Below are 24,004 nucleotides of genomic sequence, written 5' to 3' on the forward strand. Positions count from 1 at the left end.
TTGTTAATAAATTTATAAGTATTTTATTCAGAAAAATATCCTAAAATAATCTCGTATATAATTTTATAGGAGGTCAAGATGTTTCACGAATACCGAGATGAAATCTCCGCCTTAAAGGCAAAAAATGCTCATTTTGAAAAAATATTTGAAGAGCATAACGAATTAGATAAAAAAGTAACGAATGCTGAAAATGGTCTCAATCCCTTATCTGATATTGAATTAGACAAACTAAAAAAGCAAAAACTCAAACTCAAAGATGAAGTTTATGCAATGATCATGGAATATCGAAAAAATAGCCATTAAAAATAATTTTTGAGGGTTAGAACTATTTGCCCTCAAAATACTTCAAGATAAATTTCTTCTCAAGTTCGTAAAGTTCATACCTAATGCATTTAAAAACTTCACTTTCTCCAAATTCAAACAATTCTCTATGCTTAAGATATTCTTCTAGCACTCTTGAACTTTCCTGTGCTCGTTTGAAATTTGCTAGTACTATTTTAGATAATTCATCACGGTTAATTTCCGAAGAAATGGTTTTTTTTAAGACATCTTGTATGCTATCGCGATGACGAAGTAAAGAATTGAAGTTTTTTAGTTTGGCTTTATGTCGTAGATTCTTTAAACTTAAGGCAATATCTTCATCGTTGTGAAGATACCTAGCAGTATCTTCAACAACTCTTATTCCCTCTTTTAGACGGTTAAGGTTCGCATCAAGGATTCTATAAACTCCCTTAGTCGTCTCTTCCACCAAATAATCCAATAAGTTGCAAAATAGAAATAAAGATATTTAAAAAATCCAAATACAAACTAACAGCAGCATCTACTGGACTATCATATCTCCCTCTGACCATATTTTGAGTGTCATAAGCCACATAAACACTAAACAACACAGCACAAGCACCTGCGATGACTGCTTGAAAAATAGGTGAACCTAAGAAAATATTTACCAGCGAACAGACCACAACAACAATCAAAGCTATAAAAAGCATTTTTCCCATATTCGCCAAATCAGATTTAGTTTTAAGTGCAAAAATACTCATCACACCAAAAATAATGGTGGTCATTCCTAAAGCCTGCCAAATAGCTCCAGCCCCAGCTCTAGCAATCACATATCCCAAAAGTGGAACTAAAGTAACCCCTGACAAAAATGTGAAAATAAAGAGCATCATCACATTCAATCCAGGCTTACTCTTAGAAAACATCAAGCCAAACAAAGCTGCAAACTCAGCAATAAAAATTGCCCACTTATAAGCAATCACAGCTTCGAAATAACTAAACCCTACCAAAGCTCCAATCGTTGCAAAAAGCAAACTAGCGGCAAAAAATTTATAAGTTGTTTTTACAAAACCCACCAATGCTGTATCGCTCATTACATTGGCATACTCTTGAGTTCTGCTATTCATATAATTTCTATCATATAGTCCCATATCTAACCCCTTTTTTTGGTTTTACGAAAATGACGCTCAAATACTACTCTTTTTGTGTCAAGAAATTGTAAATTGAAATAAATCGCTTTTTATGAAACTATAAGATAAAATAATAGAAATATTTTATAGGCATTTGAAGGGAACTGAACTTATGTCCAAACTAAAAATTGCTATCAATGGCTTTGGCAGATTGGGTAGAAGCATTGCCAGAGTCATTACTAACAGAGATGATGTAGAACTTGTAGGTATAAACGATGCTAGTGAATGGGAAATCCTTTCTTATTTGCTTGAAAACGACAGCACTCACGGACATTTTCCAAAATCAGTATCATATGAAAATAACCAACTTTTCATAGACTCAAAACCTGTCAAAACTTTTTCCTATAGCAATCCTAATGATTTGGATTTTACCATCTGCGATGCAGATGTAGTCATTGAATCATCAGGAAAATTTCTAACACAAGAAGAAGTAAAGCATCACATCAAAAAAGGTATCAAAAAAGTCGTATTTTCAGCTCCTACAAATGATGAAACACCGACTTTTGTAATGGGAGTAAATCACCATCTTTACAATGGACAAAATATCATTTCTAACGCCTCTTGTACCACAAATTGTCTAGCTCCAATTTGTCAAATCATTCACGAAAATTTTGGCATACAAGCAGGTACGCTAAGCACTATTCACAGCTATACAAACGATCAAAATCTACTCGACAGTGCTCACAAAAGCGACAAAAGGAGATCTAGGGCAGCAGCAGTTAATATCATTCCTACAAGTACAGGAGCAGCCAAGTCTATTTATAAAATCCTCCCAGATCTTAAGGGAAAGCTTCATGGACATAGCATTCGAGTTCCTGTTATAGATGTGTCTATGGTGGATCTTAATCTTGAATTAAAAGAGCCTATCTGTGCAGATATTATCAATGATACGCTAATAAATGCTTCAAAAAACAGATACGCTGGAATATTGGGTATTGATGAGAAATATGGCGTGAGTACAGATTTTTTAAACGATCCTAGAAGCTCCATTGTGGCAAAAGATCTAACCTTTAGCATTGGAAAAATGGTAAAAATTATGGCGTGGTATGATAATGAATGGGGTTATTCCAATCGAATAGTTGATTTATGCGTGTTTGTTTCCAAACAATCAGGTATAAATTAGTCTCAGATATAAATATTTGTAATAACTATAAAATTCACCATATGCTAAAAATATTTCGTTAATCAAATTTGACCTTCCGGAAATATTTTTGCGAAAAAATTAATCATTCTAACAAACCAACTCGTGTCTGGAGAATGTTTTTTATCCACAGTTTCATCACCTTCTATCCCCTCCCATATGACTTTATTTTTCCTAAGCACTAAATGCCATGCTTTTTTCATTTCAATTTGCATCAGTTTTTTTGTTTCTTTTGCAAAATCTTCATTGTCAAATACCGCTACCACTTCTGTGTTGATATTTTCAGAACGTTGATCAAGATTAAAGCTCCCTACCCAAGTGATTTTATCATCAAAAACAATGGTCTTGCTATGCAAGGAAGCTCCTGAACTCCTTTTTCCGCGAATTTTAATTTTACCTTCACTGCGTTTGTATTCATAGACATTTGCACCCATTTTTACAAGTTTATCGCGATACCTCTCCCAAGCACTATAAACCACCAAAGCATCTGTAGAAGAGAGCGAATTGGTCAATATACTGATTTCAGTACCCTTATTTATGGCGTCTTTAAAATACCTTAGCCCTTTTTTTCCCGGCACAAAATACGCTGAAGAAATATAGATAGAATCTGTTGAGGAATTCCAAATTTCTTTAAGTGCAAGGGTTATTGGGCTAGGTACTTTTTTTTCTACTTTTTCAGGAGAATCAGCTATGAGTTGTGCATTGCCCCAATAAATTTCATTTTTTCTATTTTTGTATCTAAAAATAAAATTATCAATAGCCAAATTATATATTTTCCAATCCTCTGGAGATCCTTCGATTTTTTTGATATATTTGGAATAGTTTTTCATATATTTTTTCATCTTCGATTTAGAAGGCAAAAATCCAACCGGAATGGAGCGATGAAAATTCCAATACTCTCCAAAACTTCTATGAGCCTCCTGTGCAACCTCACCTAAGAAAAAAATATCTGTATCAGAAAAATTAACATTCAAGTTGTTGTCAAAATAATTATCTGCAATATTTCTGCCACCAATAATAAGAGCGATATTATCAACAATAAAAAGCTTATTATGCATTCTCTTATTGATTCTTGAAAAATCATAAACCATCTCTGGAAATCTAAGAAAATGGATTCTATTCCTGTAGGGATTGAAAATTTTCACACTAATATTAGGATGATTATCCAAAGCTATGACATCAGAAAAATCAGAATCAAGACCATTATCATCAATCAAAATTCGGATCTTAACTCCACGATTTGCAGCTTCCCAAATCTCATGCATTAAAACCCTTGAAGCAATATCATTCTTATAAATATAAGTTTGAATATCAATACTTTTTTGGGCCATTCTAGCCAAAGAAGCACGATGAAGGAGTGCATAAGAACCATCTTTTATAATCATTGCACCGCTCTGATTGGGAAAACTCTGAAGTTCCTTCAAATAAACCTTAGCTATATCCGTATGAAGCGGATCGAATTTTCTAGTAGTATCATTAAAAAGAGTATTTTCTTTAGAAATGCTTTTTGTAGAAGCAATGATAGAAGAGCAGCCCACTAGAACAAACAATGCCACACATACGACAACTAACACATTTGTTCCACTGAGCATACTCACCCTAATCAACGCTTAAAGACCTAATTGTTTTTAATTCCAATCCTCTGCATCTATTTCTTATATCCTACAGAAAGCATTTTTCTTCTCAAATACGCGATCTTTGTCTGTAATGGAAGTTCTTTTGGACAAGTATCATGACAAGCAATTAAACTCATGCATCCAAATACTCCATCATCATTTCCTACAAGTTCATAAAAATCATCATCTGTACGTTTATCATGCGGATCAATCATAAATCTAACCACACGATTCATTCCTGCTGCACCAATAAAATCTTCACGCATTAGTTTGGTAGCACAACTCGCTATACAACAACCACACTCAATGCATCTTTCAAGCTCAAATACTTCTTGGGCAACATCAGGCTCAATTCTTTCTTCAGGTTTAGAAATATCAAAAGTTTCGTTTGTATGTATCCAGCTCTCAACACGTTTAGCCATACCCGCAAACCACTCTCCAGTATTGACACTCAAATCCTTGATGAGCTTGAATGCAGGCAATGGCATCAATGTAATCACGCCATCAGGAAAATCTTTAGTAAGAGTTTTACAAGCAAGTCTAGGGCGACCGTTAATCATCATCGCACAACTTCCACAAATTCCTGCTCGACAAACAAAATCAAAACTCAAGTCAGGATCTTGATGCTCTCTTATCATATTCAAAGCAATAAAAATTGTCATTGAATGGGCTTCTTCTAGCTGATATTCCCTAAAATGAGGCTTAGATACCGCACTTTGAGGATCAAATTTTAAAACCCTGATTGTAATAATTCTTCCTTTATTTTCTTGAGCACTCATTTTTCATCTCCTAATCGTTGATTTTTGGCTTTATATCTAGGCAATAAATCAAATGGCATCAAAGCTTCTTGAAGTTGATATCTATCGCCTCCCTTGTTTTGAATCTCTTCTGTGATTTTTTTGATTTCTTCATCTCTTTTTTCCTTTAGAGGATGGGGTATAAAATTTCCCTTAGCTCCATAACCTCTAAAATCTGGGGTGAGTTCCATCTTCATAATATCTAAATCTTCATATTCTAAAGTAGGTAGAGTTTGATCGGGATTAGGCCAAGAAGCAAGTGTTCTTTTAAGCCATTTTTCATCATCTCTTTTGGGGTAATCTATCCTTGTATGTGCTCCTCTAGATTCTGTTCTCTCCAAAGCACCTTTTGCAACACAAAGAGCAATTTTGAGCATTCTTGGAACCCTATAAGCATCTTCAAGTTCAGGGTTGTTATGCATTTTTTTATTTTTTACATTGAGATTTTTAGAACGTTTATAAAGCTCTTCAAGTTCTTTGACAGCTTCTTGCAACAAAGGACCATCTCGAAAAACTCCAACTTTTTCATCCATAATGGTTTTCATTTTATTTTTAATTTCATACACATCTTCATTGCCACCATTGCTAAGCAAAGAAGCCAAATATTTTTCCTCTTTTTCCAAGAAAAACTCAATTGTTTTGGATTGAACATCAATCTCAGCATCGACACAAAATTCAGCAAAGTAGTCCCCAATAATCATACCTGCGACCACTGCTTCACTCACAGAATTTCCACCTAGTCGATTGAATCCATGCAGATCCCAGCAAGAAGCCTCGCCTGCACAAAACAATCCTTTTAAATGAGTGTGTCCCTGATAATTTGTTCTTACACCACCCATTGAATAGTGTTGCATAGGCTTAATAGGAACCCACCCTTTGCTTCCCTCATCAGCAGGATCAATCCCAGCAAAAGTTTTGGCAATATCTTGAACATCTCGTAAATTTCGTTCAATATGAGCTCGACCTAGTATTGAAATATCTAGCCAAACATGCTCTCCATAAGGAGATTTCACACCTTTGCCACTTTTGATATGCTCCAAAATTCTTCTAGAAACAACATCTCTACTTGCAAGTTCTTTTTTCTCAGGTTCATAATCAGGCATAAATCGATAACCATCTTTGTCCCTAAGCACACCACCATCCCCGCGACAACCTTCAGTCATCAATATTCCACTAGGCACCAAACAAGTTGGGTGAAATTGAACTGCTTCCATATTGCCAAGTTTAGCAACTCCTGTTTCCATAGCAATAGCAGCACCCACACCATCACATATCACAGCATTTGTAGTGTGTGCATATACACGACCATATCCACCTGTAGCCAACAAAGTACCTTTTGAAATATAAGCAGAAATTTCGCCTGTTATAAGATCCCTTACAATAGCCCCATAGCACTTGCCATTTTCGTGTATAATCGAGACCGCTTCTTTCCTATCACGAATATCCACACCATTTTTGTAAGCCTCATTAGCCACAGCATACAACATAGAATGTCCAGTCGCGTCAGCTGTAAAACAGGTTCTCCATTTTTTTGTCCCACCAAAATCTCTTGATTGGATATATCCATGCTTGCTAGCATCTTCTGTGATGGTGACATGCTCACCGTTGATAACTGCAGGTCTATCTCCTTGCTTGATTCTTGTCCAAGGAACTCCAAATCCAGCTAGTTCTCTAATTGCCTTAGGAGCTGTAGTAACAAACATTCTAGCTACATTTTGATCACATCCCCAATCGCTTCCTTTTACGGTATCCATAAAATGAAGATCTTCATTGTCTCCTTCACTCATCTTACCATTTCCAAGACTTGCTTGCATACCCCCTTGTGCAGCAGCTGAGTGGCTTCTACGCACAGGAACCAAACTCAAAACAATTACATTCAAACCTTTTTGTTTGGCTGAAACCGCAGCCCTAAGACCTGCCAAACCACCACCGATAATCAATGAATCGCAATATGTTACCTTCATAACTTATTCTCCCTTGCCATATATTTGTGTGTCAATATGTTTGTAATTTATGTTTGGATCTGTTTGGGTAAGACCTTTTGCTATATATGCGTAGTAGGTAAAAAGCCCCAAAACAATAAAAAACACGCTCATCGCCCACTTAACCCTTCTGAGATTAGCAATGCCTAATTTTTCAAACCAGCCCCACTTAATACATAATCTATAAAGTCCAATAGAACCGTGCAATTCAACAGCAAAAAGCAAAAAGATATAAAGTAACCAAAAGTGCTCACTCACGAATCTATATGCTGAGCCATTTGGCCCTATTGTATCAGGCTGTGTAAGCATTACAAACAAGTGAATGCTTGCTAAAAAGAACATTGCAAATCCAGTCCCTGCTTGAATAACCCATAGACTCGTATCACTATGCTTCATCAGATGTTTATGAGTTCTCAAAATCATAAATTGTCTATAGTTGATAGGAAACTTTCTCATCGCTAAAAATGCATGAACAACTAAAACAATAATAATAAAAACAGCGACTCCGCTTACAATAGCTGGATTTCCTGCTTTGGAAATAAAGCTTCCCTCAAAAAATTTAGCGACTTTATACATCGCCTCATCGCTAATAAGGATGCTTGATACCAAAAACATATGCCCTATCATAAATAATGCCAAAAATAATCCAGTCGCACTCTGCCAAAAATCAAGTCTAGCTGGGGTCTTACTTTTTTTGCGTTCAGTAGTGATACCCAAATAACCCTCAATGATTTTATCTTGTTGCATCTATCTCTCCTTTTTGTTGTGTGAATTAAATCTTCAAATAAATAATCCTTATTTGATTAGATTTATCGGTTTGAATTGCTTAACATCCATCCACTACGCTCTATTTCTATCTATAACAAAATCTAAGATTTTTTAGCATAACAGAGGGAATATTTTGCAAGAGTTCTAAAAGCAATGACGCTATGATTATTGTTTTTGAGATTGATTTTGATGACAAATGCTTCCTTATTGTTAATATCAGCAAGAGAACTCGCCACATCTGTCAGATGACCACTTTGAGTCTTTATAGATGAAATATTCACTCGCATTCAATCTCCTAAACTCTAATTGCGTTAGATATAATTATAAGACAATTTTTGTTAAAAAATGTCTTAAAATTTTAAACCTATTAAGAAATACTCATTCTTACAAAAAGGATGATACTTTTTGTAAGAATTTTTGTACCTGATTTGGAAAAATCAAACTCTAAAGAAAATTTCAAAAACTTTCAGATTTTCAAACCAAAATAATTTCACTCAAATAAGATTTTCTGATTTGAGTTCAAAAACTCAAATATTCTAAAAATACTTGCTAAAATATCAAACATTCCAAAAATACTAAGAGGCATTATGACAAAAATTGTTGCAGCAAATTTCAAAACCAATCATACAAAAAAAACTACAAAAAGCTATCTAGAGTCTCTTGAAAAGAAACTTTTAGCATCTGATAAAATCTATATTTTTCCAACTCCCATAGCATTGTGTGAAAATAATTTTAAACATCTAAAAGTGGGGACTCAAAACGCCTATCCTATTTTAAATGGTGCCTTCACAGGTGAAGTAGGCCTAGAATCCCTCAAAGAACTAGATATTAAAACAATCCTTATTGGTCATAGCGAAAGAAGAAACATTTTAGGAGAATCTCAAAAATTCTGTGCTGAAAAGTTTGATTTCTTTGCCAAAGAAGATTTTGAAATCATTTATTGCGTCGGCGAAGACATATCCATTAGGGAAAAAGGGGTTGAAAATGTCAAAAAATTCATCAAAACCCAATTTGAAAATATTCCTGTCCAATATCCAAAACTCATTATCGCCTATGAGCCTATTTGGGCTATCGGAAGTGGAATGAGTGCATCAGCTGAACAGATACAACAAACGCACAGTTTTATAAAAGAAATCTCTCCTGCTCCAGTTTTATATGGTGGGAGTGTGAATATAAAAAATATCGCTGAAATTTTAAATATACAAGAAGTTGATGGGGTTCTTGTTGGGAGTGCCTCACTTAATATCGATAGTTTCTATAAAATAATCCAAGAAGCTAGAAATAAATAAAGGAGAAGAAATGAAGCTTAGTAAAATGTTAGAATCCATAGGAATAGACACTTCCCTCAATAAGGATTTTGAAGTAAAAGCACTTGCGCCTTTAGAGAGTGCATTAGAAAATGAAGTGAGCTATATTGATCAAAACAAATATCTATCAAGCCTAAAAGAATCCAAAGCTGGAGCAGTCCTTATAAAAGAAAAAGATGTTACCCATGTCCCCTCTCATATGCAATCAATCGTTGTCCCAAATCCACATCTAGCTTTTGCCAAACTTTCTGCTTTTTTTGCTAAAGATGAGTTTGCTTACCCAACAGCAGAAAAAAATCAAATACAAATCGGTGAAAATACGACAATAATGCCAAATGTATTTTTAGGCAATAATGTAAAAATAGGTAAAAATTGCACCCTGATGCCTGGAGTAGTTATCAGCGATAATGTAAATATCGGAGATGGGTGCAAAATATTTCCTAATGTCGTTATATACAGAGATACACACATTGGTAGTAATGTTTTTATACATGCAGGGACAATTATCGGCAGTGATGGATTTGGATATGCACATAATGAAAAAGGTGAGCATGTAAAAATCCAGCACAACGGCAAGGTCGTCATTGAAAATGATGTTGAAATAGGGGCCAATAACACTATTGATCGAGCGGTATTTGGAGAAACACGTATCAAAAAAGGTTCAAAAATTGACAATCTTGTTCAGATTGGTCATAATTGCACTATTGGCGAACACACCTTGCTTGTCTCACAAGTTGGACTTGCAGGATCTACCAGCACAGGAAGAAATGTAGTTATGGGTGGTCAAGCAGGAACAGGGGGACATATTCATATTGGAGATTTTACCCAAATAGCAGGGAGGGGCGCTGTAGGAAAAAATCTTCCACCAAACACAAAATGGGGCGGTCATCCACTTATGGAATTAGATGAATGGATGAAATTTTTCGTAACATTACGTAGAATGGTCAAAAAGAAAAGCGAGTAATCAATCCAAATATTTTTTCGCTTTTTGATAATAAACAACCCTTCCAATCATATTCTTATCAAAAAGCACACTATTGGGTATTAAATCAGCGTGTCCCACATACATTCGACCATTATCTTTTAAGACTTTATAAAACCTTTCTATTGTTTTAAGGCGATAGGCTTCGTCAAAATAGATCATCATATTGCGTGAAAAAATAATGTCAAACTCTCCTAAATTTAAAAAATCTTCATCAAAAATATTGACCAGTTTATATTCACATTTTGGCAATAATCTTTTTTTGATTTTAAAATCCTTCCCCAAAGGATCAAAAAAACTATTTCTTAATTCATTACTTAAACGATGCAAAGATCTAGCAGAATAAATACCCTCCTCGCCCTGTTTAATAGCATCAGAATTGATATCAATCCCACATATGGACACTCTATCTATATTGATCCCTGCTTGAGAAATAAGCATTCCTATTGAATAAACTTCATCTCCACTAGAGCATGGGGCTGAAAGAATTCTAATATTCCCTTGTAGAGATTTGGCAAAATCAACAGCTATCTCTAGTTGTAATAACTCTCTATAAAAGTAGGTCTCATTCACTGTAACCAGATTAAGTGCTTCTTGTCTAAAAAGCGAATCTCCCAAAATTTTGTTACTCAAATCCCTAAAGGTCGCAATACTGTGAGCTTGTGCAAAATAACTTAACCTATGCTTGATAACATCTTGCTTTGGAGTGAGATCTACTCCAGATATCTTTTTGATAGTTTGAATAAACTCCACCAAACCATCATCATCACTAGGAAGAGGAACAAGTTTTGGTTTTTCTTCAACAATAGGTTCTTTTTCTTTTTTTCTAAAAAACATATAAGAAACTCTCCAACTTTATTCTGATGTCATCTAAATGCATCACATTCACATCAGGATTTATCTCTTTTGCTTTTTTTGGCATTCCATAAACAATCGCACTCTCTTCACTCTCTGCAATACAAGTAGCACCAGCACGATAAAGATCAAAAAGTCCTTTTGCTCCATCATCTCCAATACCCGTGAGAAGAATTGCCAACACATCAATGAAACCACAAATATTCACAGCTGATTGAAACAAAACATTGATATTGGGATTATAAATGCTTTCTACATCTTTGGGAATAAGGCTAAGAGGTGTATCTTCAGAAAGAACCGATGTTTTACTGCATACAAAAACCTTAGGGGAAAGGAGTTCTTTTTTTGAGACTTCTATAGCCTGCATATTCATTTCACGTCCAAATTGCGAAACAAAATAAGGGACAAAAACGCTGTTCATATGCTGTGCAATAACGATAGGGGTATTAGAATTATTGATGCCTTTTAAGAGCCTATTAAGATGACCGGGGCCACCTGTGGATGCCCCGATAAGCACGAGTTTTGATTTTTTCAAGTTTTAAACTCGGCGAGTTTGTTATTCAAGATTTCTGTCATTTTATTAAGGTGTTCAGCCACACTAGCAATCTCCTCTACACTTCTTGCATTTTCAGTAGAAATATCGTTGATTCCTGAAACGCCTTGTATGATTCCTTCGATACTTTTTCCGGTCTCAATATAATTATCTACAGTTTTATCAGCAGTGGTGATAGCATCATTCATAATCTTGTTCATACTTGTTATTTTATCTTGAACTTCGCTAGAAATATGTGTCAATTCCTCAATTTTTTGAGAATTTTTGTTCATTTGCTCACTTGCATCTGAAATTTCTTGGACTATTACAGAAATTGTAGAATTAATTTCAGTGAGACTTTTTTGCGTTCTCTCTGCTAGATTTCTAACTTCATCAGCAACCACTGCAAAACCTCTGCCGTGTTCTCCTGCTCTAGCAGCCTCAATAGCCGCATTAAGTGCAAGAAGATTTGTTTGATCGGCAATTTCATCAATGATATAGAGGATTGATTTTACATCATCAGCATTTTTGCTTAACTGCTCGATTTTTACAGCAAGTTCAGCTTCTGTTTTTGCAGATATGACAATCTGATTAGAGAGATTTCCAATAGCTTCATTGGCAGTATGCACATATTCCCTAGCTTCTTGAAGATCTTTTTTACTGCCTTGTGCTACATCAATAGATGTGTGCATTTCTTTTTTGATCTCTTTGCTTTTGGTCGTTACATCAGAAACAATATTTGTAGATTCTTCTACACGATTCCCTGTTTGCAATGATGTAGAGCTAAGCTCATGAGCGATAGAAGAGTTCTCTGTAGATAGTTGTTTTGCCTCCACAATAAGAATTCTAACTTTTTCTATAAAATTATTGATAGCTTCACTTGCTTGTGCGACCTCATCTTTGCCTCTGATTTCGAGCTTTCTAGTAAGATCCCCATCTCCACTAGATAAATTTCTAGCACGGTGAATCAAGGTTTTCAAAGGAGTTATGATGGTTTGACGCACATAAAAGAAAGAAGCTGTGGCAATCAAAATAACTACTACCAATCCAATAATCACAAACTTAATAAGACCATCTTCTATGGAACTAGAAACCTCGTTTTTGATTTTTTGATTTGCTTTTAAAATATCTCCAATATATGCAGTTACTATTACAATATAACCAGCATCTCTATCGACTTGCGCATAAGCAATCTTATCTTCTGGTACGCCACCTTCTGTTTTGGGCATTTTATACTGTACATAGCCTCCACCTCTTTTAGAAACCTCAATGAAATTCTTGATATAAGGAACGCCATCAGCAGAAACTACCCTGATTCCATTTTTTCCTTCATTTTGAGGATTTACAGGATCAAAGAGTATTGTTCCATCGGTTTTAATAATAAGAGGATAGATAGCATTATCTCCAGCATTGATATTTTTAAGTATCTGTATAATATCTCCCTCTAAATAGGTCATTCTTCCATCTCTAGCATAAGATTTCCACATTACATGTGTGGCTTGATCGATGAGATCATAAGCATCTTTAAGTTGTTGTTTTCTCTCGTCAACTGCACTTTGATCAAGTTTTCCAATGAGAAATTGCTCAATATTGGCATTGAGCTTAAAGGAACTGAAAATAATAATCCCCGTAAGCAGAATCATAGAACCAACCAATATTGCGATAATACGAGAAGATATCGTCATAAAAACTCCTTAGCCTTAATATTAAAATATTTTAAGAATAGGTCTGCCTCTAGCATTTATAAAACAGACTTAAATTCTATCGCCGAAATTATATCTAAAATAATATTTTTACAATATTATTTTATTAGAAATAAAAAATACCATCAAAAATTTATATAGTTCAAAACTAATTTGATTATTATCTACTCGCATTCACAAGGATTGCCAAATGGGATTGTTAAAAAATTAGGTCTAAAAGCGATAGGCTACATTTATCCCATAACTCGTATGTCCTCTTATATCTGAATCTATATCAGGGGTGATGCTAAGATTTTTTGGCACATATTTGCTAGTGACTATCCAAGCAACCCCCCAGCCAATAAGGCTTCCTGTGGCAACCTGCCAAATACTATGCTTACCAGCATAAACTCTGGAGGCATCTGTTAATAGTGCAAGTGTAATCACTGGAAGTGCGGGTTTATATCCATATCGATAAAATACAAATCCTGCCGCACTAAAAGCACCTCCTGCATGACCGCTTGGCATACCTTTATAATCATCACAACAAGGTCGTTTTGCAAAAGCCACATTATAGCCTTTTTTGTGAGCAGCATCAAAACTCCGCTTCACACCTTCTATAATTCCTTGAGTTACCAAACTACCCACAGCAAGTTCTGCAAACCCTCGATAATCTTTCATCCCCAGCGAAACCACCGCCACAAAAACAGGCAAAAGTCTAAAAACATCTCCAAATCTTTCAAAATCACCTTTAGCAGATGCACTATTCACACAAGAGCTCCACAAAACTATCGCAACAAAAATTATTTTTTTCATCAAAACCCCTTGTATCTGTAAATACAATTATATAAAAAATCATATTTAAACCTCGTAAGGGATTTAAAATATTTGAAATATATTTAATATTATAATTATCATTATTATTATAAATAAAGGTAATTATGAGAAAAATATTTTTTTGTTGTTTGGTATCCATCATACAAGTTCAAGGAGAGTCATTGAAAGATTATCATATTTCAAAAATAAATGTTGAGGGAAATAAGGTTGTTTCTTATGAGGCTGGGGGCATTTTTAAGATTACCCAAGAATTTATAGACGACTTTCCTTCTGGAAATGGGGATATTACAAGTTTGCTAAAAATCAATCCCAATGTACAATTTAGCAATTCTTATCAAAGCTCCAAAACACCCGGCGAAATAGACCCTGCAAACATCTCTATCAATGGAGCAGCTTTTTATCAAAATCTTTTTAATCTTGATGGAATAAGCATGAACAATGATCTCGACCCAGCTAGTAATAATCCTAATTCCATTACAGATATACCCGGAAGATCTCAAGGCATCAGCATTGATTCATCTTTGATAGAAAAAATAGAAGTTTATGATAGCAATGTTTCGGCTAGTTATGGAGGTTTTGAAGGAGGCGTGATAAATGTTACAACCAAAAATCCTAGCAAAAACTTCAGTGCAAAGCTCTCTTATCAAACCACTAGTTCTGCACAAACCAAATACCATCTGTATGAATCTGACAATGAAGTTCTTTTAAATTCTAGCGATAGTAGCAATGAACCTTATTTTTTCAAACAATTCATTCGTGCAAATCTTTCGGGATATTTGGGAAAACATTTCGGAATCATTGGAAGTTTTTCAAGCGTAAATTCCACCATTCCCTTAAAAGAATATATTCCATCATATAAAAAACAAATACAAAAAAATCAGTATCGAAATATTTATAATTATTTTCTAAAAACGACCTATGATGGTATTGAAAATCTAAATCTATCATTTAGCCTCACTTATGCTCCACAAAACAACCAATACTTCATTAAAAATGCTAAAAATTCTGAATTTTCTATTCTTTCTGGAGGACTGCAAGGGTCTTTAAAAGCTACTTATAATTTCAAATCTCTAACTTTTGTCAATAACCTATCTTATAGCGAATTGAAAAATTCTAAAAAAAGCCAAGAAAATTATTTTAAGGGCTGGAAATATTCAGAGGAAAAAGACTGGGGGACTCCTGGAAAAGGAAGTAATGAAGGTGCTTGGGGGAATATTAAAACCATCCAAAGAACCATAGAGTACAAAAGCGATTTAAAATTTGAAGAATTTGAAATCTTCAAAACCTATCATTTAATTTCTACTGGATTGGTGCTAGATTTTGGCAGTAGCTACTACCAAAGGCTTGAAGATACTTTTTCAGGCTCTAGTCTCAGTGCTATCAAAGAAGGGGGTATATGTGCTGAAAAACAATACTGCTCCAACTCCCCTGTTCAAGGAGAAAAATCCTCCATATGGAAAAACAATGCCGGACAATATTTCAAATGGCTAAATGTCTATAAAGCTGGAAAAATCAATCTGGATAATTTCGGCTATGGATTTTATCTTCAAGATGATCTGAGAATTTGGAGGCTTTCTTTTCGTCCAGGACTTAGAATAAGCGGAGATACCTATATGAAAAAAATCACCTTAGCCCCAAGAGTAGCTCTTGCTTTTGATGTTTTTGGTAATAAAAACACCAATATCATAGTAGGTATCAATCGATACTATGGCAGAAATCTCCTAGCTTATCGCCTCTATGATGGAAGAACTGCCCTGCAAAGTACCTATAAGAGAACAAATGAAAAAACAACTTGGGATAAAGCAATAATATCTCAGCAAAAAAATAACACTCAATTCAATCGCCTAAAAATACCTTATAACGACGAATTTGTGGTGGGCATTACGCAGAGATTTTGGCAGTTTGAAGGGAACTTGAAATACATTCACCGCAATGGAAAAGACGAGATCACAAAAGTAAGCTCAAAAATCGCTTCTTTGCCTAAAGATCCTGATTATACGACGCTTTATTACACCTATACAAATGACGGAAAAAGTGTGAGCGATATTATAACTCTGAGCTTTTCCACTATCAAACCTATAGAATTTTTTAATATCAAACAGTCATTTTTATTTGGAGCAGACTATAGCAATATCAAAAAAAACTATAATGATTACGCAAGTTCTCTAAATAGCAATGCTTTCAATGATGTTGATGTTATATTTGATGGCAAGATCATTAAATACAACAGCCTCCCTCCAAATGATTTTAATAAACCCTATAGTCTTACTTTTACGACTATCTCACAAATCAAAATTTCAACTTTTGATCTGACTTGGACAAATTTCTTTGCTTACAAAAGTGGCTATAAATCTATCGCTATCAACGGAGTGCAAACAAGCTCCAAAGGAGAAGAACTAGACAATTATCAAACCTTTGATTTTCCAAATACATTCAACTGGGATGCCCGAATCGGTTTGAAAAAAAATCTTTGGGGGAAAAATATGGTTTTTATTTATTTAGATATTTTTAATGTATTTGACAATCTCAACATCATCAGTGCAAAAACAGAAACTATCAAAAAGAAAAACACTGCTCTTATTCCAACCTACCAAACTGGTAGATCATTTTATATACAGGTAGGTTATGAGTTTTAAAGAAAATTAAAAAAATATTCAAAATCTTCCTAAAAACAAAATTACTATATAATCCCATCAAAAGAACTCAAAGGTTGATTATGGATTTTTCAAGCAACGATGCCGTCTTGCAAACAGTGCTTGTGGCATTTGCTATCTCTACGATAATCTCTGCTATCGTAATTTTAGCTTCAAACAAATTTCATATTTTTATTGACAAAATAGACACCCTCAAGCCTCAAGGATTTCATAGTATCCCCACTCCAAGATCTGGGGGAATAGGAATATTTTTGAGTTTTTTTGTGAGTTTTTTATTATTCAAAGAAGCGAATTTGTATTTTCTCATAGCAATAGCTATTATTTTTTGTAGTGGATTGCTTGAAGATTTTTCAGCTTCACTCTCTCCAAAAACTCGTTTATTGATCCAGCTATTAGGAAGTGCTGTAGCGGTCTTTGGGATGGATATTTCCATCACAAATCTATTACCGATCCTTGCATTGCCTTATTTTTTGGGGATTGCCTTAGGTTTGTTTGGAATCATTGGGGTTTGTAATGCTGTCAATATTATAGATGGCTTCAATGGACTTGCCGGGGGAATTTCCTTGATGGCATTTATTAGCATTGCAATAGTGGCATTTATCTTAAAAATAGATTTTGTTTTCCTAAGTTGCTTAATTGGAATTGGAGCATCTATTGGGTTTTTGGTTTTTAATTTTCCAAAAGGAAAGATATTTTTAGGAGATGGTGGTGCATATATGCTAGGATTTATTATCGCCACCCTTTTGGCTATCCTTACAAAAGAAAGTTCAGGGATTTCTGCGTGGTTTGGACTCTCTATTATGATTTATCCTGTGTGGGAAGTGGTATTTTCCATCATTCGCAAAAAACTCAAAAAACAATCCGCTATGTCACCTGATGGCAAACATTTTCATATGCTCATCCACAAAAAACTCAAAAGCAACCCCCTAACAGCAGTCGCTATATGGCTTTTAAATCTTCCCTTCATGGTGCTTTCTGTTGTTTTTATGCAAAATGCTTGGATGCTCATAGCAATTTGCGGGGCATTTGTGGTGATTTATTCAGTCATTTATACAAAACTCAACAAATCTAGCTCTTAATTTTGGTATTTAAGAAATCCATTTAATCGCTTCTTCATATGGTTTTCTATTTTTTGGTGGAATTGTATTTTTCTTAGAGTATCCAAAGCTAAGAAGACATGCAGGATTAATATCATCTGTGTTCATATATTGACCTAGTAGCCCTTTAAGCCCTGCAGCATAAAATCCTCCGATAATACATGAATCAATATCTAGCATTGCTGCAGTTTGCGTCATCTGACCTATGGCAATAAAGCACTGCTCTCTAGCATAGGATTCGATCATTTTTTCATCATTTCTCAAGCGATTTTCTCTCACAGACTTTAGCATTGAATTGATGCTCTGGAAGTATTTTTCATCTTTGTAAAGTTTTTTGAGATAATTAGAATCAGGTTTGATAACATCACCTATCACAGCACACACCACGACCAAATGAGAACAATCCTCTATTTTATCTTGATTGCCCGGTGCATCTGCTGCGATTTGATGTTTGAGCAAGTCATTAGTAATCACTACAAATTTCCAGCTCTCTAGCCCTAGCGAACTAGGCGCACATCTCCCTGAGTGCAAAATCACCTCAAAATCCTCATTTGGAATTTTTCTATTCCTATCAAAGTCCCTACAAGAATAGCGACGATTAAGTATTTCTAAAACCTCATCTTTTTGCATATTTATCCTTTAATATCAAATCTTTATATCTCAAATCATACCAAAGATTGCTATTTTAGGTCAATCAGAACTATAAAACTACTCACATATCTGAAGAAAACCATCCTAAAATAATACCTTCTCTCTACATAATTTAAAAATACTGTGATATTGAGAAAAAATTTTAACCATATTGTAAATGAAAATAATAAAAAATTGTTTTATAATTGCAAGTTTTACTTCTCAATAACAACTTATTCCAAAAAAGGATCCTTAATGAAAACTGAATTAAATTTTTTAAGCACTCAGTGGGGGGGGGGGCTATAGAAAACTAGCTACTCCCGAAGATTTATTTTTATCAGAATCTTCTCTTTGTTCTCCTTGTGATAACATATCTTATTCCAAATCCCCACCTCCTGGTAGAAAAAATCGCTCTTCTTGTTTGCTTTCTTTTCTAAATCTTTTTCAATCCAAACTCATAGCTTCACTCACAAGCAGACCTTTTTTCCTCTCTCTCACCTTAGCAGGTTCATTATTCCCATTTACAGCTTATGCTGACACCATAGACTCTGGTGCTTGTACGGCAGAAAATTCCAATTGTAATCGTTTTTACTTTCTCACCAATAGCGATGCCAATTTTCAAAATCATGCACAAGTCTATACTCTGACTACATATAATGGGACTACATATGGTGGTTATGTCAAACACGTCTCTACTTTGCAAAATTTTAACGGCACGATTTCAGATATGATCTTTCAAGGTATCAATCTCATTGCCCCCCGTCTGAATATATCTGCAAACACCAATAATATAAAAACAATCACAGACTCTCAAATTTCATCAGATTTGTTTGGATCTTTTTATAAGTTGGTTGTGAAGGACTCCGACATAAATGGCTTTATTACTGCTTATGGTGATGGAAAATGGAAAAATGACAATCTCACCTTCGATCATAGCAATATCACTGGAAGTATTATAAACGCTTCTAACAATCCCGGTAACCAAGTACATCTGACATTTTCTAATGGCTCTGTGCTAAAAGGTGATATTATTATCAATTCTACCGCCACTTATGACGCTACCAAATCTCCGAACTTTTCTGCGATAATGTGGACTGAGTTTGACAATAGCACCTGGTATGGGAACTTTAAAGACATCTCTGCAGATGCTCATTTTGAAAGTCACCTCACCCTAAGAAACACTCAAGTCAATCCTGATAGCGATACTAAAACCAACTTCAATTTTGTGAATGGAATGCATTACTTCAACGTTGAAGATTCTAATCTAAATGCCGACATCAGCATCCAAGCACATACATTTGTAAATTTAAAAAACTCATCTGTACATAATATCAATCAAATGGGCGGAGGTCACGATGGAATTTTAAACAAGGACAACACACTCACATTGGATCACTCCTCTGCTGATTATATTGGAATCAATGGTGGAATTACAAATATCACAATGACTAATAACTCCATCATAGGAAGCAAAGATCCTGTTGACCATAATGTGATTTTTGTTTCTGGAGGTTGGGGGAGTCTGACAATGACAGATAGCACCATTAATGGTGCTATCGACTTAGATGCCTATAACAGCCTCCCTATCAAAGCCACAAATAGCACCTTCAATGTCAAAAGTGGAAAAAAAGGGTGGGCTATCCTCAACTACTTCGGAACGATAAATGATAGCTATCTTGATCACTCTACTATGAATGGAGGTATCCTCTGGATAAACTCTACCTTTACAGGTGGTAACAATAATGAAGGATTTGAGTTTAGAAACGGTAGTGTTTTAAACGGCGATCTCCATTATGCAGATAGTCCATATGGAGTCTCTAGTACAGGGGCAAATTTTGCTTTCAAAGATTCTACAATGAACGGGAATATAACAAGCAGTACTAGTAACGTCACTCAAGGTAACCCCATCACCCGCGTGATGTTCAGGCAATCCACCCTCAATGGAGATATCTCCATATCCTCAAAAAATCTTAATTCTACTGATCCTAAAAATCCTTCTAAATATGCTGTTGTAGATATGTCTTTAGGATTTTGGCAATCGACCTTTAATTTCAACAATATCACCAGTCTCTCTGATGATACCACGTACAAACCTAAACTTGCTATCGCTTTGAATGAAACCAATATGATTGGAGAAGATATCAAAAATCAAGGCGATCTGACCATTGTAGCAGGAGACAACTCCCTTATTAGAGGCAATATCACCACAGGTATAGCTGATGATGGCACCCCTATGAAAAATGCGACTTTAGATCTCCATCTCACTTATTGGGATTACACTATTACTAATGGTATCGCGCAAAAAAACACTTCTGGTGTTTATAAAACAAGTGGCAATGATGATATGTCTCACATCTCTACCTATGAAGGTAGGCTCATCACAGGTGCTGCTGGAAACAATATCCATTTAGACAGTGGGACATTATCTCTTCTCCCCGGTTCTAATGTAACAGCTTTTGTCAAAGCAGACATTACAAGCAATCAAAAAAACACTATTAAGATGCAAGATAGCTTTTTTTATATGACAAACAAATCTATTTTCACAGGTGCACTCATCTCATCAGGATACAATCGCCTAACCTTAGATAGTGGCGTTAGTATCAATCTAAACTCTCCTTCTGCTTTTAGAGGGAGTTTGGTAACCCTTACAGGAGGAGGTGCGATCAATATCAACGCCACTTCTGCACTATTCCTCAAGCCTAATGAAAACTCTAATAATCTATATCACTTCTCTTCTCCTAGTGCTAATCTTGGGTTTGAAGGTACTTTTAGAGATAGCGCAACAGGGGGGAATTATCTCGAGCTTGATAGTAGCCAAAAAGTTCCTAATGGACTTGGCAATTATGATGATGCAGTGGTGTTGGTTCTCGATAAAGGAACTGCTGCTACTCCTAATACCTTCAAAGGCACCCTCTTTGCCAAAGGAAGCAAAAACTACCTCTATCTAGGTGATTATTCACAATTCACTTTAGATACAGGTTCGTTTTTTGATGGTGTATTGGTCACAAAACAAGACGATACTGCTAATCATTCAGTATTTAACAATGCCAATGGAAATGTTGTCTTAGAAGACGGGAGTTATTTTAGAGGTTCCCTCTCTGCAAACACCCTCACACTCAAGGGTGCTAATATCATCAATAATAATGATACAACCATCAAAGCCATCCAAGTTCTCTCTGGAAATAATAGCCTAAATCTAAGTGCAAGCACTACTGCTCCAATATTAAACACTGGAGGAGGGCTTGATGTAGATTTTAATCCTACAGATGGCAAACCCATCTCTTTTAAAGGAGGTATCTATACATACGGAGATGCAGGGACTCATGTAAGTTTTACCAAAACCCTCTATGCTGATCCAGATGGTAGCACCATCATAGCTACTGGTAGGGCGGTCAGTCTTGTCGAATATATTTCTGATATGGCTACCATACAAACTTTTGCTTCTACTCTTGAGCAGATCCCAGATAGACTCCCTGTGTATAATATCTACACCAAAGATAGTGCAGTTAATGGATTTTTTATCACTGGCCCTTTTTCTGCAAAAGCGAACATACACTATAGCGGTGGAAGGACACTTTTAATTCTAGCAGATTCCATGGATACAACTACAGATTCCGCACCTACAGATACAGATACACCTGCAGATGCCTCAGATATAGATCCAAGTCAAATACCCTATAAAGATGGTGTCTTGATTTATTTAGACGCTTCTAAGGCAAATACGCTTTTGAGTGATTATAGAAATCTCTATCCTGAGAATTTTGCAAGTTTGAGTGTAGATAAGCTCTCTTCTATTACCCAAGCTGCACAGATGGCTGCTTGTAAAGCTGATAGTAGCAAATGTCTCAAAGATGATGATCCTAGCAAAATCAATGGATTTGTAGGAAGTGATGGAACACTCATCTATAAGGCTTACTTAGATGGGATTTTGGTAGGAAATATCGCTTCACTTTCAACATCTACCTCCACAAGCAAAAAACAATACATCGCTACTTTGAATCCAAACTCGGCCTTTGTCGGAAGTATGGAAATCAAAGATACCCCTATTTCTGTCAATCTCTCCGAAGGAAGTAAGCTTGTCTTTACAAAAGACTCTACAATCCAAACCCTAACATCCAGCAGTGATGATTATATTGACAGATCCTCTCTTACTGCAGCAACTCTTGCACAAAACAACACCATCATAGATCTAGCAACCAATGCAGATCCACATAATCTAGTAAAAAAAGATAACTATTCTACTTTGAATATTGATAATCTTAATGGTGTGAGTGATGTTGTGTTCAAGTTCTCTTTTGGAAAAGATAGCTCTGGAAACAATGCTTCTGATAGGTTGGTAGTCACTAATACTACAAACTCTAAAAACAACATCATGCAAATCTATCAAAACCTCTCCCATCCAACAGAACTTCAAGATGGAGAAAAACTCCTGATTGCTTCAATAGCTAATGGTGGCTCTATTGATGGTGGAAAAATCTTTGAAACTGGACAGATATTCAATAATGAAGGATTTGATACGATCAAATCAAGTATTGTTGTGCTTGATCAAAATAGCAATGATCCTACTACTGCAACAAGTGGAGCTACCTATAGCAACTACTATCTAACTTCAATATCAAGCTCTATCAATACACAAGCTGCAAATATTTCTAAAGCGGCTCTGAATTCTAACCGATCCATTCTCCTAGGCAATATCAATGACTTGAACAAAAGACTTGGGGAACTCAGAAACAATCCTTATACACAAGGAGCTTGGGCGAGGATTTTCAACGGAATGACTAGCTCTGATTATGGTATAGCTGTAAGGAATATCTTCACCAATGTTCAAGCTGGGTATGATTATTCTGTGGGCGATCTTAGAGATGCAAACCAATATGTAGGAGTAGCAATATCTTATGGATACAGTAATTTAAATGCCTCTTCAGTCGATCTCAAAGGCAATGCAAATATGATAGAACTAGGTGCGTATTATTCTTATGTAGCAGATAGTGGGCTTTATACGGATTCTATTTTGAAATATGCTTTTATCAACAACAAACTCAGCATTGATACAACATCTGCTATCAATTACAATACCAATGCACTCACCTTTGGTCAAGAAGTTGGTTATCGCTTCTTTTTAGATAGAAATAAAAAATTTTATATCGATCCACTTGCTGAAATTACTTTGGGATATTTTGGAGGTGGAAATGTAGATCGGATAAAAGGAGATGCTTTCTTAAATACCAAGTTTGATCCAAGTTTCTTATACAGAGTAAAAATCGGAGGGAATATGGGCTATAGACTCATCACCTCCAGAAATGAGACGGATTTTAGAGCTGGGCTTTCTTATGTCCTAGATGGAAACATCGGAGATATTTCGATGAACTCTAATCTCTCTTCTGCTACACATAGCATTCCTGTTAGCAATACAGGACTTTTGCAATTAGGAGCGAATTCTATTATTTCTAGCAACTGGAGAGCATATGTGGATTTAGATGTTGGATTTGGTTCGAGCATCTTCAGACAAGATTACCTCATCTCACTAGGAGGAAGATATATCTTTGGTAAAAAAAGCAGAGTCATCACACCTGTAAATAATCCACTCCATAACAACAAGCCTTCTAACAAAAAATAAAATATATACAAACTCCTTCCTTCTAAGTAAGCTCACAAAAG

The 24,004-nt window shown here is 35.3% G+C and carries 19 protein-coding genes; 7 read left to right on the plus strand and 12 right to left on the minus strand.

Going from position 1 to position 24,004, the window contains the following annotated elements:
• The first annotated feature begins 78 nt into the window (after nt 1-78).
• Nucleotides 79-303 carry an HP1242/YdcH family protein gene (locus tag Q5I06_RS00785; protein ID WP_305516296.1) on the plus strand — a complete coding sequence of 75 codons (225 nt, stop codon included), beginning with the start codon at nt 79-81 and terminating at the stop codon, nt 301-303.
• A 22-nt stretch (nt 304-325) separates the two neighbouring features.
• Here Q5I06_RS00785 and Q5I06_RS00790 read toward each other — a convergent pair whose 3' ends face one another.
• Together Q5I06_RS00790 and Q5I06_RS00795 are read right to left on the minus strand one after the other, a co-directional pair.
• Entirely contained in the window at nt 326-748 is a 423-nt protein-coding gene (locus Q5I06_RS00790) for a thiamine-phosphate pyrophosphorylase (RefSeq protein ID WP_305516297.1), read from the minus strand.
• Nucleotides 732-1,427: a Bax inhibitor-1/YccA family protein gene (locus Q5I06_RS00795; RefSeq protein WP_305516298.1), complete on the minus strand. Its 696-nt coding sequence runs from the start codon at nt 1,425-1,427 to the stop codon at nt 732-734. Before Q5I06_RS00795 ends, Q5I06_RS00790 begins: the two co-directional genes overlap by 17 nt.
• 151 nt (nt 1,428-1,578) lie before the next feature.
• Between Q5I06_RS00795 and gap the strand changes: the two genes are divergently transcribed.
• A complete protein-coding gene (gene gap, locus Q5I06_RS00800; RefSeq protein WP_305516299.1) occupies nt 1,579-2,589 on the plus strand; it encodes a type I glyceraldehyde-3-phosphate dehydrogenase in 1,011 nt (336 codons plus the stop codon).
• Nucleotides 2,590-2,651: 62 nt separating this feature from the next.
• On the opposite strand, the gene Q5I06_RS00805 is transcribed toward gap, so the two are convergent.
• From Q5I06_RS00805 to Q5I06_RS00825, 5 genes are all read right to left on the minus strand, one after another.
• A complete protein-coding gene (locus tag Q5I06_RS00805) occupies nt 2,652-4,199 on the minus strand; it encodes a phospholipase D family protein (protein WP_305516300.1) in 1,548 nt (515 codons plus the stop codon).
• Between the two features lie 56 nt (nt 4,200-4,255).
• Nucleotides 4,256-5,002 (minus strand): fumarate reductase iron-sulfur subunit, encoded by a 747-nt coding sequence (locus Q5I06_RS00810; RefSeq protein ID WP_305516301.1) that lies wholly within the window; start codon nt 5,000-5,002, stop codon nt 4,256-4,258.
• Nucleotides 4,999-6,984 (minus strand): fumarate reductase flavoprotein subunit, encoded by a 1,986-nt coding sequence (locus Q5I06_RS00815; RefSeq protein WP_305516302.1) that lies wholly within the window; start codon nt 6,982-6,984, stop codon nt 4,999-5,001. Before Q5I06_RS00815 ends, Q5I06_RS00810 begins: the two co-directional genes overlap by 4 nt.
• Before the next feature lie 3 nt (nt 6,985-6,987).
• Nucleotides 6,988-7,749 carry a fumarate reductase cytochrome b subunit gene (locus Q5I06_RS00820; protein WP_305516303.1) on the minus strand — a complete coding sequence of 254 codons (762 nt, stop codon included), beginning with the start codon at nt 7,747-7,749 and terminating at the stop codon, nt 6,988-6,990.
• A 122-nt stretch (nt 7,750-7,871) separates the two neighbouring features.
• On the minus strand, nt 7,872-8,057 hold the full coding sequence (locus Q5I06_RS00825; RefSeq protein WP_305516304.1) for a hypothetical protein: 186 nt from the start codon (nt 8,055-8,057) through the stop codon (nt 7,872-7,874).
• A 300-nt stretch (nt 8,058-8,357) separates the two neighbouring features.
• Here Q5I06_RS00825 and Q5I06_RS00830 point away from each other — a divergent pair, with 300 nt between their 5' ends.
• Together Q5I06_RS00830 and lpxD are read left to right on the plus strand one after the other, a co-directional pair.
• A complete protein-coding gene (locus Q5I06_RS00830; RefSeq protein ID WP_305516305.1) occupies nt 8,358-9,059 on the plus strand; it encodes a triose-phosphate isomerase in 702 nt (233 codons plus the stop codon).
• Between the two features lie 10 nt (nt 9,060-9,069).
• Nucleotides 9,070-10,041: a UDP-3-O-(3-hydroxymyristoyl)glucosamine N-acyltransferase gene (gene lpxD / locus Q5I06_RS00835; RefSeq protein ID WP_305516306.1), complete on the plus strand. Its 972-nt coding sequence runs from the start codon at nt 9,070-9,072 to the stop codon at nt 10,039-10,041.
• On the opposite strand, the gene Q5I06_RS00840 is transcribed toward lpxD, so the two are convergent.
• The 4 genes from Q5I06_RS00840 to Q5I06_RS00855 form a co-directional block, all read right to left on the minus strand.
• Nucleotides 10,042-10,896 carry a CheR family methyltransferase gene (locus Q5I06_RS00840; RefSeq protein ID WP_305516307.1) on the minus strand — a complete coding sequence of 285 codons (855 nt, stop codon included), beginning with the start codon at nt 10,894-10,896 and terminating at the stop codon, nt 10,042-10,044.
• Entirely contained in the window at nt 10,886-11,449 is a 564-nt protein-coding gene (locus Q5I06_RS00845) for a CheB methylesterase domain-containing protein (protein ID WP_305516308.1), read from the minus strand. The genes Q5I06_RS00840 and Q5I06_RS00845 overlap by 11 nt, the downstream gene beginning before the upstream one ends.
• On the minus strand, nt 11,446-13,131 hold the full coding sequence (locus Q5I06_RS00850) for a methyl-accepting chemotaxis protein (protein WP_305516309.1): 1,686 nt from the start codon (nt 13,129-13,131) through the stop codon (nt 11,446-11,448). Before Q5I06_RS00850 ends, Q5I06_RS00845 begins: the two co-directional genes overlap by 4 nt.
• 231 nt (nt 13,132-13,362) lie before the next feature.
• Nucleotides 13,363-13,944, minus strand: a complete 582-nt coding sequence (locus Q5I06_RS00855) for a phosphatase PAP2 family protein (protein WP_305516310.1) — start codon at nt 13,942-13,944, stop codon at nt 13,363-13,365.
• A gap of 125 nt (nt 13,945-14,069) precedes the next feature.
• Between Q5I06_RS00855 and Q5I06_RS00860 the strand changes: the two genes are divergently transcribed.
• Nucleotides 14,070-16,601, plus strand: a complete 2,532-nt coding sequence (locus tag Q5I06_RS00860; RefSeq protein ID WP_305520901.1) for a TonB-dependent receptor plug domain-containing protein — start codon at nt 14,070-14,072, stop codon at nt 16,599-16,601.
• An 80-nt stretch (nt 16,602-16,681) separates the two neighbouring features.
• Nucleotides 16,682-17,698, plus strand: a complete 1,017-nt coding sequence (locus Q5I06_RS00865) for a glycosyltransferase family 4 protein (protein WP_305516312.1) — start codon at nt 16,682-16,684, stop codon at nt 17,696-17,698.
• Nucleotides 17,699-17,707: 9 nt separating this feature from the next.
• On the opposite strand, the gene Q5I06_RS00870 is transcribed toward Q5I06_RS00865, so the two are convergent.
• Entirely contained in the window at nt 17,708-18,346 is a 639-nt protein-coding gene (locus Q5I06_RS00870; protein ID WP_305516314.1) for an NAD(P)H-dependent oxidoreductase, read from the minus strand.
• Nucleotides 18,347-18,767: 421 nt separating this feature from the next.
• Here Q5I06_RS00870 and Q5I06_RS00875 point away from each other — a divergent pair, with 421 nt between their 5' ends.
• Nucleotides 18,768-23,963: an autotransporter outer membrane beta-barrel domain-containing protein gene (locus Q5I06_RS00875; protein ID WP_305516315.1), complete on the plus strand. Its 5,196-nt coding sequence runs from the start codon at nt 18,768-18,770 to the stop codon at nt 23,961-23,963.
• Nucleotides 23,964-24,004: the final 41 nt, after the last annotated feature.

Source organism: Helicobacter cappadocius (assembly GCF_030688855.1).
Taxonomy (GTDB): domain Bacteria; phylum Campylobacterota; class Campylobacteria; order Campylobacterales; family Helicobacteraceae; genus Helicobacter_J; species Helicobacter_J cappadocius.

What these genes read in the sequence shown, in the direction of transcription:
- Q5I06_RS00785 (WP_305516296.1), top strand. Translation starts at nt 79, where the DNA reads ATGTTTCACGAATACCGAGATGAAATCTCCGCCTTAAAGGCAAAAAAT.
- Q5I06_RS00795 (WP_305516298.1), bottom strand. Translation starts at nt 1,427, where the DNA reads ATGGGACTATATGATAGAAATTATATGAATAGCAGAACTCAAGAGTAT.
- gap (WP_305516299.1), top strand. Translation starts at nt 1,579, where the DNA reads ATGTCCAAACTAAAAATTGCTATCAATGGCTTTGGCAGATTGGGTAGA.
- Q5I06_RS00805 (WP_305516300.1), bottom strand. Translation starts at nt 4,199, where the DNA reads ATGCTCAGTGGAACAAATGTGTTAGTTGTCGTATGTGTGGCATTGTTT.
- Q5I06_RS00810 (WP_305516301.1), bottom strand. Translation starts at nt 5,002, where the DNA reads ATGAGTGCTCAAGAAAATAAAGGAAGAATTATTACAATCAGGGTTTTA.
- Q5I06_RS00815 (WP_305516302.1), bottom strand. Translation starts at nt 6,984, where the DNA reads ATGAAGGTAACATATTGCGATTCATTGATTATCGGTGGTGGTTTGGCA.
- Q5I06_RS00820 (WP_305516303.1), bottom strand. Translation starts at nt 7,749, where the DNA reads ATGCAACAAGATAAAATCATTGAGGGTTATTTGGGTATCACTACTGAA.
- Q5I06_RS00825 (WP_305516304.1), bottom strand. Translation starts at nt 8,057, where the DNA reads ATGCGAGTGAATATTTCATCTATAAAGACTCAAAGTGGTCATCTGACA.
- Q5I06_RS00830 (WP_305516305.1), top strand. Translation starts at nt 8,358, where the DNA reads ATGACAAAAATTGTTGCAGCAAATTTCAAAACCAATCATACAAAAAAA.
- lpxD (WP_305516306.1), top strand. Translation starts at nt 9,070, where the DNA reads ATGAAGCTTAGTAAAATGTTAGAATCCATAGGAATAGACACTTCCCTC.
- Q5I06_RS00840 (WP_305516307.1), bottom strand. Translation starts at nt 10,896, where the DNA reads ATGTTTTTTAGAAAAAAAGAAAAAGAACCTATTGTTGAAGAAAAACCA.
- Q5I06_RS00850 (WP_305516309.1), bottom strand. Translation starts at nt 13,131, where the DNA reads ATGACGATATCTTCTCGTATTATCGCAATATTGGTTGGTTCTATGATT.
- Q5I06_RS00855 (WP_305516310.1), bottom strand. Translation starts at nt 13,944, where the DNA reads ATGAAAAAAATAATTTTTGTTGCGATAGTTTTGTGGAGCTCTTGTGTG.
- Q5I06_RS00860 (WP_305520901.1), top strand. Translation starts at nt 14,070, where the DNA reads ATGAGAAAAATATTTTTTTGTTGTTTGGTATCCATCATACAAGTTCAA.
- Q5I06_RS00865 (WP_305516312.1), top strand. Translation starts at nt 16,682, where the DNA reads ATGGATTTTTCAAGCAACGATGCCGTCTTGCAAACAGTGCTTGTGGCA.
- Q5I06_RS00870 (WP_305516314.1), bottom strand. Translation starts at nt 18,346, where the DNA reads ATGCAAAAAGATGAGGTTTTAGAAATACTTAATCGTCGCTATTCTTGT.